The organism is Nocardia ninae NBRC 108245 (genome assembly GCF_007990755.1).
GTDB lineage: Bacteria > Actinomycetota > Actinomycetes > Mycobacteriales > Mycobacteriaceae > Nocardia > Nocardia ninae.
Window position 1 is genome coordinate 1 of the sequence record NZ_BJXA01000069.1, and the last position, 14,510, is coordinate 14,510.

Sequence of the window (14,510 nt, forward strand, 5' to 3'; positions counted from 1 at the left end):
GGCGGCCAGCGGTCGGCGCTCGGCGCTCGGTGGCCGGCGCTCGGTGGCCGGCCTCGGCGCTCGGCCCTCGGCGGTCGGAGTTGGATGACCGCAGCCGGCGTCGGGAGTCGGGGCCACGACCAAGGCCGGGGATCGAAGGGGCAGGGCAAAGTTCGCGGGCGGAGGTCAGGGTGGGCCAGAGCCGAGGCATCGCCGAGTGCCGACTGGGAATCTCACGGCGGACGGGTTAGCGGCGTCTTCCTCATGTGAGCCTGCAACTCAGATTGTCCGGACATCACGCTTCGCGCTCGGCTGAGCTCCCCTGGCGGGTGGCCGAGGCGACGCGCGGCGACAGTCGTCCATCCCCGAGGTTGCGGAATCTGGCTCCACCCGATGGAGCTCCCCCACCGCACACCGATGCCGAGTTGGCGCGGCTGCTGGTGATGGTGCGGCAAGGCCTGCGCAACGGTACGACCGTCAGCATTGGGCACAGTCGCGACGCCAACTCGGCCGCTGCGGCGAATGCGTTCGCCGCAGCGTGGCGCGAGCGCGGCTGCCACGTGTCAGCCGTCGTCGACTGGCCGGAGGATGCCGCTTCCTGGCTGCGGCAGGCGCGACGGCTCACCGCGGGGACACCCGACGCTTGGGTGATCGCGGCGGAAGTCGCGGGTTTCGTTCAATTGAGCAGACGGCTCATGCACTCCACGGACTGGACCGCGCGACGCACGTTCGCGTTCGGGTCGCTGGCCGATCCGAGGTGTGGTGCGCTGGCGGGCGTCGGGGTCTTCGAGGGACTGCGCGGCGCTACCCGCGACGGGAAAAGCTGGGAGGTCTGCGGCGACGGGGTCGTGCTCGGTGCCGACTGACCTACTCGGTTTGGTCGTCGATTGTCGCGACGGAGGCGTTCTTCTTGACCGACTCGATGCCGTTCTTGGCTGCGGCCTTGCTCTCGTAGGCCTGGCTCGCGGCGATGACCTCACCATTGGGCGCTTTCAGGCGCCAGCGGGTCTTCGAGGCCTTGTCCGTGTACAACTCGAATTTGGCGGCCATGGTTGCTCTTCTTTCGCTCGACCGGATTAGTCCTGTCATTCGAAGGAGTAACCGTCCAGCTTTTTCTCAATCCTCGCAGCCAGCCGGTTCTGATAGCCGACAGTTTGCCAATGCCAGAGCAGGCCGGCTCACTCACGCGAGATCAGGTGGTCGCCACTTCCTTCCCGAGCGGTTCCGCCGCATGGGTCGCGCCGATCCAGTGCAGCAGGTCGTGGATGGTGTCGTCGGCGAGGCGGTAGCGAACGATGCGGCCGTGTTTGGCGGCGGCGACCCAACCCTGTTGGCGGAGAAGGCGTAATGCGTGCGAGACAGCAGTGCCGGACATGCCGACCGCGGCGGCCAGGTCGCTGACGCTGATGTCGGGGGCGTGGTGCAGGCACAGCAGCAGCCGGAGCCGGTTGGCGTCGGACAAGAGCTCGAAACGGTTCGCCCAGCGCTCGATGCCTGCGATAGCCAAACCCGATGCGGCGCGGTCGGCGTGATCGGGATCCAGCGGAATGCTCACTGCCACACGTCTACTCTGCCGTTCCTGGTCGAGTACGACCAGCGCTTGTGAACATCGGAACATCTGTTCAGCTGATCAGGTATCGCGGGTATCGTCTCGACAAGTGAGCAGCACAACCCAGGCCATGCACATGAGCGACGGCATCGTCGACGCGCCGACCTCGTTGATCTTCGCGGTGATCGCGGTCGCGGGCCTGGGCTTCGCGGCGTGGCGGGCTCGCGTCGAGCTGGACGAGCGGGCCGCACCGATGGCCGGTCTGGTGGCGGCGTTCATCTTCGCGGTGCAGATGGTGAACTTCCCGATCCTGCCGGGAGTGAGCGGGCATCTGCTCGGCGGCGCGCTCGCCGCAATTCTGGTCGGGCCCTACGTCGGGGCGCTGTGCGTGGCGATTGTTCTTGTCGTGCAGGCGCTTCTGTTCGCCGATGGCGGGCTGACCGCGCTGGGCACGAACATCACGAACATGGCGTTGATCGGGGTCGCTGTCGGTTACACGGTCGCCCGCCTCGTGCTGCCGGTGCTGGCTCGGCGGCGCGCTGACGCTGGGATCGGGATTGTCGGATTCGTCGCGGCGTTTGTCGGGACCGTCGGCGCGGCTTCGGGTTTCGTCGTCGAGTACCTGATCGGCGGTGCGGCGGGCTCGACCGTCGGTGCGGTCACCGGATACATGCTGATCACTCACGCGCTGATCGGCGTCGGGGAGGGCATCATCACCGCGATCACGCTCGTCGCCGTGGTCAACGCTCGACCCGATCTCGTTTACCTGTTGCGGGTCGGCGGCCAACGCCGCACCGCCGCAACACCATTGCGGCCTAAGCTCTCGATGACCGGGTTCCTGTTGGCGTTCGCCGCGGTGGCCGTGCTCGTCGCGGGTCTGCTGTCCTACGTGGCGAGTTCGCAGCCGGATGGGTTGGACGCGACCACGCAGCGCGGCTGCACCGTGGTCCAGGTGGACGGCACCGAAGAGCTGCAGGGCGACTGCATCGCCAAGAACGCGCAAGACCACCATTTCGCGAACTCACCACTGGCCGACTACACGATCGACGGCAACGACAAACTGACCGGTGTCGCAGGCATTCTCGGGGTGGCTGCGGCTTTCGCGGTGCTGTTCGCAGTGGTGAACCTGATCCGGGCGGGACGACGGAAAGACACGGCCGTGGCGACCGAGTCGGGGTCGACGTAGGTGACGGTCGCCAGTCACCGCCTGTATCTGCCGGGAAGTTCACCGGCGCACCGGGTACCGGCCGAAGTAAAGATCGTCTGCGCGGTGCTCGCCGTCTTCGCCGTCGTGGCGACCCCGCGAGAACTGTTCTGGCCCTTCGGCTGTTACGCGCTCGGCTTGGTCGCGCTCTGGCGCTGGGCGGATATCCCGTTGCGCTGGATCGCGCCGCGGCTGCTGATCGAACTGCCCTTCGTAGTGCTAGCGGTCCTGCTGCCGTTCGCGGCGGGTGCGCCGAGGACGACGTTTCTCGGGCTGTCACTGTCGACCACTGGGCTGTATGCCGCGTGGGGCCTTGTCGCGAAAGGGACCATCGGCGTGGGAGTTTCGCTCACCTTGGCCGCTACGACGAATGTGCGCGAATTGCCGGCCGGCCTGACCAGACTGCGCGTGCCCGGCATGATCGTCACCATCGTCGTGTTGATGCTCCGGTACGTCGACCTACTGCTCGAGGAAGCCGGTCGGATGCGTTTGGCGCGGATTTCGCGCGGCGACGACCCGCGAACCCTGCGCCAAGCAGGTGCGACCGCACGCGGTGCGGGCACCTTGTTCCTGCGTTCCTACGAACGTGGGGAACGCGTCCATCTGGCGATGCTGTCGCGCGGGTTCACCGGTGCCGTACCGGATTTCGGCACCAAGCCCGCTACGCCGAGGCAATGGGTGCTCGGCTGCCTGCCCGCCGCCGTGGCGGTCTGGATCTGCCTGACAGCCTGGGTTGTCCAGTGACCGACTCCACCACCGTGATGGCCTGCGCAAACCTGGCACCATGGGGTGTCCGATGACCGACATGACGATGTCCGCTGCCGCTGCGGCCTGCGCCTGCCCGACAGCGCGGGTTATCCGATTCGACTCGACTCCCGCGGTCGCGATGCTCTGCACCCATCAGACCGCCTGGGTGCTCCGATGACCGAATCGGCAACGCCCGCAGTACGTCTGGTCGACCTGACGTTCGCCTATCCCGACGGCACCGGCGCCCTGCACGGCGTGAACCTCGACATCGCCCCCGGCGAACGGGTCGCCGTCCTGGGCCCCAACGGTGCCGGGAAATCCACCCTGATGCTGCACCTGAACGGCGTGCTCACCCCGGCATCCGGCGAGGTGCGGATCGGCGGAATCCTATTGGACCGCAGCACCGTTCGCGCCATCCGCCAACGCGTCGGCCTGGTCTTCCAGGACCCCGATGACCAGCTGTTCATGCCGACCGTCGAACAAGATGTCGCCTTCGGACCCGCCAATTTCGGTATCCGCGGCGCGCAGCTCACCGAAAACGTTCGAGACGCCCTCGCCGCAGTGGGCATGTCGGATCGAGCCGAGCGCTCCCCTACCCAACTCTCGGTCGGCGAGCGCCGCCGCGCCGCCTTGGCCACCGTATTGGCCTGCCGGCCAGAAGTACTCGTCTTGGATGAACCCGCCGCCAACCTCGACCCCGTAGCGCGACGCGAGCTGGCGGACGTACTGACCACCCTGCCGACCACCATCCTGATGGTCACCCACGATCTCCCCTATGCCCAGCGCATCTGCGATCGCGTGGTGATCCTCGACGCAGGACGCATAGTCGCCGACGGTCCCACCGACGAAATCCTCGATGACGCAGCGCTTCTGACCGAACATCGCCTCAGCTGAGCCGCTCGAGCGGACCATGACCCGGACCGTTGGAGTCCTGCACCGGCACCTTGTCTGGACAGATCCTTGCGGTAATCTTTGGCCTGGCCGACGGGGCGGCCTCCGCACATAACGTCGGAAGATGGCTTCAGCTGATGACGAATCGGGACGCACTGGGCGGGAAATATCATTTCGCCGCCCTGGCCGAGGACACCGCGATCGACCTGGCGCTGGCGCTGCTCACATACGGCTTCGCATACGTGGGTGTGTCGCCCCGGCAGCGAGAGTGGATGGTCACCGTCTTCGATGAGGGACCCTACTCAGCCGACGAGCTGGGCGAGCGCACGATGACAGCGGTCCGCAAAGCCGCTGCCGCGATCGCGCGCGAGAACGGCGCTCGATCGGCCGGAGCGTTGATCGAGTACGTCGAGGACGTAGGCGAAGGTATCGCAGACGCCGACCTACTGTTCCGCAATCCCGGTGTGCGCCCGCCGATCCCGTTGCTCCAACCGCTTCCCGATCCTCCGCCGGACGCCCACTGGGAGCTGCCTGCCGACGTGGTCCCGTCGGCCGACGCGTTACTGCCCACCGACGAACTGGGCAGTCTCGGCGACATCGACTGGCCGATCGTGTCGCACGACGACCTGGACGACATCCCAGGCGACGTCCCTGCGCTCTTCGCCGCGCTGCGACGGGAAGACGCGGACTGGGAGTGGCTGCTCGCCGAGCTGTGCTACGTCCATCTACTGCCGCACGGAACCTGTTATCCGGCGACGCCGATCGGGATGCGGCACCTCGCCAGGCTCGCGGCGCCCGGCACACTGCCCGCCCGGCGCAGGGTGCAACTGTACGAACAGATCGTCCGCGGCGCGGGCACGATGATGCGACAGGTCATCGAGCAGGCTTTTCGCGCGCAAAATCCCGAGTTCCACCCCGCCGTAGCCGAACTCGGCCGGCGAATACACCTTGCGATCGATTGCGAAGCGCCGTGGCTATTGGCACGCTGGGATGCCGAACCCCCAGCCGCTCGATACCTGCTGGCAGTACTGGCGGCCCTCTACCCGCATCACGGACGCCACCTCCGCGACCACATCGGGACAATGGCGGCCGACTTCCCTGGGACAAGGCAAAGTGCTTACCTGCTCCTCGCCGAAGCGGTCCTGCGCGACGACGAGGAACGAACGGCAGCCCTGGTCGCCGAGATCTCGGCATGGGCCCGGCTCGAACTCGATGACATCGGCCTCACCCCGCAGCAGACAGCCGCCTTCATCCTCACCGACTGCCGCAGATAGATCCTCGACCGCTCCGAGCGGCGACCGGCGCCGACGAGCTCAGGCGCCGCGACCGGTGCGCTGCTGGAGCTCATCGATCAGCTCCGACGCCTGCGCTTTGGTCAACCCCTCCGGCACTTCCTCGCCCGCCTCCTGGGCCAGGGTCTGCAGGTAGGACTGCTGAGGTCCGGTCATCGGCTCGTCACCGGTGGTCCACTGCTCGGGATCCTTCTCCGGATTCGGCTGCACCATCATCGCTCCTCACACTCGACAGAACGCATGTTCGACCCCTACATACCCGGATCGTCGTCCCTCAACCACCGCAGCCGTCCGGCGGTCACCGTGGTGCAACCGAATGGAGATCTCCGGATCAGGACAGCTTCAGCGACCGTCCGATGATTTCCTTCATGATCTCGGTGGTGCCGCCGTAGATCGTCTGCACGCGAGCGTCCATGTACGCCTTGGCGATCGGGTATTCCTTCATGTAGCCGTAGCCGCCGTGCAACTGCAGGCAGCGGTCGATGAGCTCGACCTGCTCCTCGGTGCTCCACCACTTGGCCATGGCAGCGTCCTCGACCGAGAGCTTGCCGTTGTTGAGGTCCTCGATGAAACGGTCGACCAGCACGCGGACCGCGGTGGTCTTGGTGGCCAGTTCGGCGAGGACGAAGCGGGTGTTCTGGAAGGTGCCGATGGGCTTGCCGAACGCCTTGCGGTCGCGCACGTACTGGATGGTCATGTCCAGGCACGCTTCCATGGCGGCGGCGGCCATCACGGCGATGGAGAGGCGCTCCTGCGGGAGGTTCTGCATCAGGTGGATGAAGCCGGCACCTTCCTGACCGAGCAGGTTGGCGGCGGGCACCCGAACGTCGGTGAAGCTCAGTTCGGCGGTGTCCTGCGCCTTGAGGCCGAGCTTGTCCAGGTTGCGGCCGCGCTCGAAGCCGGGCATGTCGCGCTCGACGACGAGCAGACTGAAGCCCATCGCGCCCTTCTCGGGGTCGGTCTGCGCGACCACGATGACGATGTCTGCGTTGATGCCGTTGGTGATGAAGGTCTTGGCGCCGTTGAGCACCCAGTCGTCACCGTCGCGGACCGCGCGGGTCTTGATGCCCTGCAGGTCGGAGCCGGTGCCCGGCTCGGTCATCGCGATGGCGGTGATGATCTCGCCCGAACAGAAGCCGGGCAGCCAGCGCTGCTTCTGCTCCTCGTTGGCCAGTTCCAGCAGGTACGGCGCGATCACATCGTTGTGCAGGGCGAAGCCGAGACCGGAGTACTGGCCGCGGACCGACTCCTCGGCCACGATCGCGTTGTAGCGGAAGTCCTTGACCCCGCCGCCGCCGTACTCCTCAGGCATGGCCATGCCGAGGAAGCCCTGCTTGCCCGCCTCGAGCCAGACCGCGCGGTCGACGATCCCCTGCTCTTCCCACTCAGCGTGGTTCGGCGCGACATGCTGATCGAGAAACTTGCGGAACGACTCCCGGAACAAATCGTGCTCGGGTTCGAACAGTGTGCGCTCCACACCAACCTCCTAGGGACAACACCCGGCCGGTCCACACCGACCCGTCGTTGCCTAATACGGTACCCGGAACGAGAATCGCAGTTCACTTCTGGGGCAGAATCCTGAAGTGACCAGGCGTGAAGTCACGGCGCGCGGAAGAAGACCGAGATTCTCGACAAACCACGGCGGGCGCGGCAGTGTCCGCAACCACACAGTTCCGACGCGGTGTTCACCCGCTGTCCAACTCTTGGTGAACGTCACCATGCGACGGTGGGGCCATGGCGGCGACCCTCATCGCGACGGCTCCGACCGGTTCCGTTGCCTCATCCTCGAGTCCGACAGCCCTGCCCCCGGCCCGACCGGTGGAGCGTCTCGGGTTGGCGGTGCTGCTGCTCGGAACCGCGCTCGCGTACCTGTGGCACATCACCGTGAACGGTATGGGCAACAACTTCTACGCCGGTGCGACCTGGGCCGGCTCGCGGAACTGGAAGGCGCTGCTGTTCGGCTCGCTCGATCCGAGCAACTTCATCACCGTCGACAAGCCGCCGGTGTCGCAGTGGGTGATGGGGTTGTCCGGGCAGCTGTTCGGGTTCAGCAGTGCGAGCATGCTCGTTCCGCAGGCGTTGATGGCGGTTGCCGCGGTCTGGTTGTCGTATGCGGCGGTGGCGCGGGCGACCGGCAGCCGCGGCGCCGGGCTGCTCGCCGGAGTGGTGCTCGCGGCAACGCCGGTGGTGGCGTTGATGTTTCGGTTCAACAATCCGGATGCGGTGCTGGTCTTGCTGATGACGGCGGGCGGCTACTGCACGATCAGGGCACTGGAGCGGGCGAACGGGCGGTGGCTGATGCTGGCCGGTGTCGCGCTCGGGTTCGCGTTCTTGACGAAGTTGCTCGAAGGGTTGATGGTGCTGCCCGCGCTGGGGATCGCGTACCTCGTGGTCGCGCCTACTTCGCTGCGGAATCGATTGTGGCACTTGGTCGGTGCCAGTGCGGCGTTGATTGTTTCCGCCGGTTGGTATGTGCTGCTGACCATTCTGTGGCCTGCCTCGTCGCGGCCCTATCTTGCGGGGTCGACGGACAACACGTTCATGGATGCGGTGCTCGGCTACAACGGATTCGGGCGCTTCCTGGGTGACACTCCGGCGTCGGGTCAGATCGCGTTGCCGACCGGTTATCAAACACCGCCGGGGCTGTTGCAGAGCTTCAATGATTTCGGATCGCCCGGAGTCGGCCGACTGTTCCTGGGCGAGAGCGGTTTCGAGATCTCATGGCTGGTTCCTGCGGCTCTACTGGCGTTCGTGGTGGTGCTGGTTGCGCGGTGGAGCGCGCCGCGTACTGATCAGATACGTGGTGCCGCACTGGTTTTCGGGCTGTGGCTGATCACCATGGGTGGCGCCTTCAGTGCGATGAAGGCTATCGAGCACTCGTATTACACGTTGACGCTCGCGCCCGCCGTGGCCGGGTTGGTGGCGGTCGGGGTGCACGAGCTGTGGCGACGGCGCGATGAGCTTTTCGGCAGGCTCGGTGCCGCCGCGCTGGTGCTGACCATGGGATTGTGGTCTTTTGTTGTGCTGCAACGGAATTCGGATTGGCTGCCGTGGTTGCGCTGGACCGTCGCGGGGACGGCGGTGGTCGCGGCGCTCGGGCTGCTGGTGACGGCGATTCCGGCGACGGCCGGCCGGCGAACCGCTCGGGCCAGAGCGACCGCGCTGTTGGTTATCGTCGGCGTGTTCGCCGGGCTCGGTGGATCGACGGCCTATGCGGCGGCCACCCTGCCGCAGGCACATGTCGGTCGCAGTCCCGTCGTCGGACCGGCCAAACCCGTCGAGACCGGGATCGAGGCGCTCATCCATCGGCAGACGCAGAACTTCGCCGACGGAGGCGCGTTCACCAACCCGCAGCTCGTCACCATGCTGATGAGCACCACGACGAAATGGTCGGCCGCGGTCGATCGCGGTTCGATCGCCGCCGCGCTGGAATTGGCCAGCCGCACCCCGGTGATCGCTATCGGCGGGTTCGCGGCAGAGGACCCGGTACCAACGCTAGAGGAGTTCCAGCAGATCGTGGCCGACCATCAATTGACCTACTACCTGGTGCAGGAAATGCAGCTGCCCGCGTCCTGGAAAGTCGGCGGCCAGCCCGGCGCCGCCACACCGTCCGCGCCCGAAAAGCCTTGGCAGGTGACCGGAAAGCCGGAGATCGCAACCTGGGTGAGCCACCACTACACCGCCACGCACATCGGCAATATCGCGATCTACGACCTGACGCCGCATCCGAATTAGACGATCAGCGCTGGATCCAGTCCCGCATGCGGCCGAACAGGGTGCGGCCGGAGTCGCGTTCGCGTTCGGTGAAGAGGAATTTCAGCTCCTCCTCCAGGGACTTGCGGACTACGTCGCGCAATTCCTCTGCAGCCGTGCCGATGTCGTCGGCGTCGCGCCAGGGAGCCGGGTCTATCGGGGTGCCCGCGGAGAAGTAGAAGCGTTCGGGGCGTGGCAGGACGGTCGGGCCGAGGCCGCGCAGCAGCGGGGGTGTCAGTTCGGGGTTGATGCCGAGGGCTTCGACGGTCCAGCGCAGCGGGCGCAGCAGCGGGTGGTCGCCGTCGATCACGATGTCGTAGGCGTCGTCGACGCCGATCATCGCGATCGGCACGATCGGCGCGCCCGCTTCGATCGCCATCCGCGCGAAGCCGGTGCGGCCCTCCCATTTGAGGAGGTACTTCTCGTTCTTGCGGCGCACCGCTTCCCGTCCGCCACCGGGGAAGACGATGACGGCCTCGCCGCGCTTCAGCAGCACGAGGCAGTTGCCGCGGGTGCCGCGGACCGCGCCGTAGCGGTGCAGGAAGTGACGCACGCCCGGGACCGCGATCAGCACGTGTTCGGCGAGCCCGCGGATCAGGCGACCGCGGCGGCGCAGCACCTCGGGCAACAGCAGCGGTGCGTCGATGCCACCCATCAGGTTGTGATTGCCGACCGGCAGCACGGGCCCCTCGGTAGGGATGTTGTCGAGTCCGTAGAACCGCGGACTGGTCCACGCCCGCAACGGCGAGAGCAACGCCTCGATTACCCGCAGATCGCTGTCGCTCAGCGAAACCGCCAGTGGAGCCCCGTCACTGAGCGCAGGCTTCTCCAGCACCGACGCCCCGGACGCGCCCTCCACGGAACCAACCGAACCCGAACGGTCGTGCGACATACATCCCTCCTGATGTCGCCCCGAACGATACCGTAACGAATTCCACTGTGCCGCATCATATGTGAGAGCCAACACAGTCCACCCGGTCTGCTATGAGCTTCGGCGCACCCTCCCCCGGCGACAAAACCACCACCAGCCTGCCACGCAGCACCCATCCCCCAACCCAAGAGTTTGCTGTCAATTCGTGCGCAACCACACAACGGTGCCAGACGCGCATGGCTCGAATGCGCCAACCACCCTGTGTGCGCATGCCAGTCGTCCCGCCGACACTCACAGCGTCCCAGCCTCGACCAGCGCCCACCGTTTCTTCTGCCGCAAAAGAAACCGCCAGCAGCCCCCGCTCATCTCCGCTCCGACCGCCTTCGACGGCACGCGAGTGCTCCTGCAAGCCAGCCGTCAGCAGACCAAGGGTCACAGACAGGATCATGATGGCGCCAACCGCGAATGGGAACGCCATAAGGTCCCGCACAGTCATGGCCACCCCGTCGAACGGGACACGACGGCGACGAAACGCGAGTGAGCGTGCCATCACGTCCCGCGCGCCGATTAGCAACCCGCTCAACGGGACATGACGGCAGCAAAAGCGAGGAAGCACGCCAGAGTGTCCCGCTCGACGATCGGCTGCTCACCAAACGGCCCATGCCGGCGGCGGAACGCGAGTAGGCGCGCCATGACGTCCCGCTCACTGGTGGTCGGCCCGTCGAGCGGGACCCGGCGGCGCAAACGCGAGGAAGCACGCCAGAGTGTCCCGCTCGATGATCGGCAGCCCTCCGAACGGGACATGCCGGACGGCAGCCCTACTGAGGCGCTCAGCAGCGTCCCGTCTCGCTGCCCGAGTCTTTAGACGTGGAACAGACAGCCAGCACATGGCTACTCGCCCCTTGCTGGCTGTCGAGCCGCGGTCTCACCAACGGGACGTGACGCGGCAACCTCGAGTAGGCACGCCATGGCGTCCCGCTCGACGATCGGCAGCTCACCGAACGGCACATGACGGCGGCGAAACGCGAGTAGGCGCGCACTGATGTCCCGCTCGGTGGTCAGCAGCCCGCCGGATGGGACATGACGGCGGCGAAACACGGGTGGTCGCGGCCTGGTGTACCGGGCGGTGACGATCGTTGCAGCTGTCGCCTCAGTGCGGAGCGGACGTGGCCCTGCGGGCGCTACTCGTCTCGTCGGCTGGCACACCAGCTGTCCCACCGAGCGGGACATGGCAGCGGCGAAAGCGAGTGGGCACGCCAGGGTGGCCTGTCCGACGACGATCCCGATGCGGGCTGATCGCCGTGCGCGGAGCAATGATCTGCGCCGCACATGGCTGCTCGCCTCTTGCTGGCTGTCGCGCCGACGCGCGGTCCCGCGAACGGACATGATGGCACCAGAACACGAGTGGGCGCGCCGTGAGGTCCCCGTCGGGGATGGTCGGCCGCCGAACGGGACGTAAAGGCGGCGAACGCGAGTAAGCGCACCACCCATGTCCCGCTCGGTGATCAGCAGCCCGCCGAATGGGACGTGATGGCGGCCGTGAAAGCTACCGGGCTGATCGCCATGTGTGGAGCAACGGTCTGCGCCACACATGGCTGCTGCCTGCTGGCGGCCGCACCGTCCAGACCTGGGGACTACTCCCCGACGTGCCCGTTGGATTCCGGGTCGACCGCGCCACCGGCGTGGGCGAACTCGGACAGGGCCGCAGCCAGTGAGTGGGGGACGCGGGCGTGGACTCGGGTGCCACCTTCCTCGTGGGTGGAGTCGAGGATGCGGCCGTCGGCGTGGATGCGGGCGAGGAGGTCGCCGCGGCTGTAGGGGACGAGGACACTGACTTCGACGTCGAGGCCGCCGAGCACTTCGGCCAGGCGGTCGCGGAGGGTGTCGATACCGAGGCCGGTGTGTGCGGAGACGAAGGCGGCGTCGGGCAGCTGGCCGCGCAGGCGAGTGAGCGCCATCGGGTCCAGTGCGTCGATCTTGTTGACCACCAGCAACTCCGGCGGGGCGGGGGTGCCCTGCTCCTTGATCACCTCGGTGATCACCTCGCGGACCGCCTTGATCTGTTCGGCGGGCAGCGCGTCGGAACCGTCGACGACGTGCAGCAGCAGATCGGCGCCGGTCACCTCCTCCAGCGTCGACCGGAACGCCTCGACCAGCTGGGTCGGCAGGTGCCGGACGAAACCGACGGTGTCGGTGAACACGACTTCGCGGCCGTCGTCGAGATCGGCGCGACGGGTGGTCGGGTCCAAGGTCGCGAATAGCGCGTCCTGCACCAGCAGCCCGGCGCCGGTGAGCGCGTTCATCAGGCTGGACTTGCCCGCGTTGGTGTAGCCGACGATCGCCACCGACGGGATGCCGCTGGAATTGCGGCGAGCCCGCATGGTGTCGCGCGCGGTCTTCATCTCACGGATCTCGCGGCGCAGCTTGGCCATCCGCTCGCGGATGCGCCGACGATCGGTCTCGATCTTCGTCTCACCGGGACCACGCAGGCCCACACCGCCGCCGTTGCCGCCGGCCCGACCACCGGCCTGCCGGGACATGGACTCACCCCAGCCGCGCAGTCGCGGCAGCATGTATTCCATCTGCGCCAGCGCGACCTGCGCCTTGCCCTCGCGGGAGGTGGCGTGCTGGGCGAAAATGTCCAGGATCAGCGCGGTCCGGTCGATGACCTTGACCTTGACGACCTTCTCCAAAGCGGTCAGCTGCGCGGGCGTCAGTTCACCGTCACAGATCACGGTGTCGGCGCCGGTTTCCAGCACCACGGCGCGCAACTCTTCGGCCTTGCCGGAGCCGATGTAGGTGGCCGGGTCCGGCTTGTCCCTGCGCTGGATCAGCCCTTCGAGCACCTCGGACCCGGCGGTCTCGGCGAGCGCGGCCAGTTCGGTCATGCTCGCGTCGGCCTGCGCGGCGCTGCCCGCGGTCCACACACCGACCAGCACGACCCGTTCCAGGCGCAGCTGCCGGTACTCGACCTCGGTGATGTCGGTGAGTTCGGTGGACAGCCCGGCGACTCGGCGCAGCGAACTACGCTCATCGAGCTGCATCTCGCCCACGGTGGGGTCGGCGCTGGTCCATCCGCCGGACCGCTTCATCCGCGCGGCGTGCTCGGCGACCACATCGCCGGTCTCGGCCTCGTCGGCCGGTACGTCGGTCGCGGCATCGTCGAGCTGGATGTCGTCATCGGCCGTCTCGGTGAAGTCGTCGGCCGGAGTGAATTCATAAACTTTAGATTTCGTCATACAAGATCCATGATCCCACGATGCACCGACATGGCGCATTCGGATATTCGGCACAGCGTGTTGGACCGAGCTGACCGGGTCAGAGCTGCTGCCACCAACCCTCGGAGATCGTCCCCGACGCAACCAGCACCGACGGCCCACGCAGCGAAGCACTACCGCCCGCGAACCCGACGGTGACCTCGCCACCGGGGACCCGCACGCGAACCTCCCCCGTATCGGAGGCGATCCGGAATCCCTCGCGAACCAGCGCCGCCGCGGCAGCAGCGACGGTTCCGGTTCCACAGGAACGGGTTTCGCCGACCCCACGCTCATACACCCGCATATCGACCGAACGCTCGGCGTCCAGTGCGGTCAAAATCTCCACGTTGACGCCGTGCGGAAAAAGATCCGGGTCATAACCGGGCGGCACAGTGAGGTCGAGCTTGGCCAACCCATCCGCGGACAGCTCGGGATCAACACAAGCCAGGTGCGGATTCCCGACATCGATACCGACCCCGGGGTACGCCCAGCCCGCAACAGTCGCAGTGGATTCACCGAGTTCCCGAACGGGCCCCATGTCCACCGTGACCTCACCGTCCACCGCAGTGGCGGAATGCACGACAACCGGCCGCCCACCCGCGCGGCTGACGACAACGAATTCCTTGCTGTCCTCCAGCCCCGAAGCCACCAGATAGTGCGCGAACACCCGCACACCGTTCCCGCACATCTCGGCGATCGAACCATCGGCATTGCGGTAGTCCATGAACCAATCCGCCTCGCCCACCCCCGCGGGCAGTTCGTCGATCACACCCGCCGCACGCAACGCACCGGCTCGCGCCACCCGGAGCACACCGTCGGCACCCAACCCGCGCTGACGGTCGCACAGCGCGCTGACCCGCTCGGCGGTCAGCTCCAGGCGAACCTCGAGGTCCGGCAGCAGCACGAAATCGTTCTGGGTGCCGTGCCCCTTGGTGAACTCGATATCCGACACGTGCGTGTTCTCCCT

Annotated in this window: 13 protein-coding genes and 1 pseudogene; 7 read left to right on the forward strand and 7 right to left on the reverse strand. The window is 66.9% G+C overall.

What is annotated here, in order from left to right; all coding sequences use genetic code 11:
* Positions 1-350: 350 nt before the first annotated feature.
* Positions 351-845: a hypothetical protein gene (locus NN4_RS34215; RefSeq protein ID WP_147139971.1), complete on the forward strand. Its 495-nt coding sequence runs from the start codon at positions 351-353 to the stop codon at positions 843-845.
* Position 846: 1 nt separating this feature from the next.
* On the opposite strand, the gene NN4_RS34220 is transcribed toward NN4_RS34215, so the two are convergent.
* The gene (locus NN4_RS34220) at positions 847-1,029 is read right to left on the reverse strand and encodes a YegP family protein (RefSeq protein WP_147139973.1); all 183 of its coding nucleotides are present in this window, start codon (positions 1,027-1,029) and stop codon (positions 847-849) included.
* A gap of 142 nt (positions 1,030-1,171) precedes the next feature.
* Positions 1,172-1,522 carry an ArsR/SmtB family transcription factor gene (locus tag NN4_RS34225; protein WP_246181233.1) on the reverse strand — a complete coding sequence of 117 codons (351 nt, stop codon included), beginning with the start codon at positions 1,520-1,522 and terminating at the stop codon, positions 1,172-1,174.
* 115 nt (positions 1,523-1,637) lie between these two features.
* Between NN4_RS34225 and NN4_RS45345 the strand changes: the two are divergent.
* The 5 genes and pseudogenes from NN4_RS45345 to NN4_RS34245 form a co-directional block, all read left to right on the forward strand.
* A pseudogene (locus NN4_RS45345) lies at positions 1,638-2,330 on the forward strand (energy-coupling factor ABC transporter permease); the annotation flags it as partial.
* A 24-nt stretch (positions 2,331-2,354) separates the two neighbouring features.
* Complete coding sequence (locus NN4_RS45855; protein WP_222595220.1) at positions 2,355-2,714, forward strand: PDGLE domain-containing protein; 360 nt, start codon at positions 2,355-2,357, stop codon at positions 2,712-2,714.
* Positions 2,715-3,476: a cobalt ECF transporter T component CbiQ gene (cbiQ, locus tag NN4_RS34235; RefSeq protein WP_147139978.1), complete on the forward strand. Its 762-nt coding sequence runs from the start codon at positions 2,715-2,717 to the stop codon at positions 3,474-3,476.
* A 177-nt stretch (positions 3,477-3,653) separates the two neighbouring features.
* Complete coding sequence (locus NN4_RS34240) at positions 3,654-4,373, forward strand: energy-coupling factor ABC transporter ATP-binding protein (RefSeq protein WP_147139980.1); 720 nt, start codon at positions 3,654-3,656, stop codon at positions 4,371-4,373.
* Positions 4,374-4,507: 134 nt separating this feature from the next.
* Positions 4,508-5,644 carry a hypothetical protein gene (locus NN4_RS34245; RefSeq protein ID WP_147139982.1) on the forward strand — a complete coding sequence of 379 codons (1,137 nt, stop codon included), beginning with the start codon at positions 4,508-4,510 and terminating at the stop codon, positions 5,642-5,644.
* 39 nt (positions 5,645-5,683) lie between these two features.
* Here NN4_RS34245 and NN4_RS34250 read toward each other — a convergent pair whose 3' ends face one another.
* On the reverse strand, positions 5,684-5,875 hold the full coding sequence (locus NN4_RS34250) for a DUF3072 domain-containing protein (RefSeq protein WP_186818769.1): 192 nt from the start codon (positions 5,873-5,875) through the stop codon (positions 5,684-5,686).
* Between the two features lie 118 nt (positions 5,876-5,993).
* Complete coding sequence (locus NN4_RS34255) at positions 5,994-7,139, reverse strand: acyl-CoA dehydrogenase family protein (protein WP_147139984.1); 1,146 nt, start codon at positions 7,137-7,139, stop codon at positions 5,994-5,996.
* 257 nt (positions 7,140-7,396) lie between these two features.
* On the opposite strand from NN4_RS34255, the gene NN4_RS34260 reads away from it, so the two are divergent.
* Complete coding sequence (locus NN4_RS34260; protein ID WP_147139986.1) at positions 7,397-9,397, forward strand: glycosyltransferase family 39 protein; 2,001 nt, start codon at positions 7,397-7,399, stop codon at positions 9,395-9,397.
* 4 nt (positions 9,398-9,401) lie between these two features.
* Here NN4_RS34260 and NN4_RS34265 read toward each other — a convergent pair whose 3' ends face one another.
* From NN4_RS34265 to dapF, 3 genes are all read right to left on the reverse strand, one after another.
* Positions 9,402-10,307: a lysophospholipid acyltransferase family protein gene (locus tag NN4_RS34265; RefSeq protein ID WP_147139988.1), complete on the reverse strand. Its 906-nt coding sequence runs from the start codon at positions 10,305-10,307 to the stop codon at positions 9,402-9,404.
* Between the two features lie 1,613 nt (positions 10,308-11,920).
* The gene (gene hflX, locus NN4_RS34270) at positions 11,921-13,378 is read right to left on the reverse strand and encodes a GTPase HflX (RefSeq protein ID WP_147140040.1); all 1,458 of its coding nucleotides are present in this window, start codon (positions 13,376-13,378) and stop codon (positions 11,921-11,923) included.
* A 226-nt stretch (positions 13,379-13,604) separates the two neighbouring features.
* Entirely contained in the window at positions 13,605-14,486 is an 882-nt protein-coding gene (gene dapF, locus NN4_RS34275; protein ID WP_147140042.1) for a diaminopimelate epimerase, read from the reverse strand.
* Between the last annotated feature and the right edge of the window lie 24 nt (positions 14,487-14,510).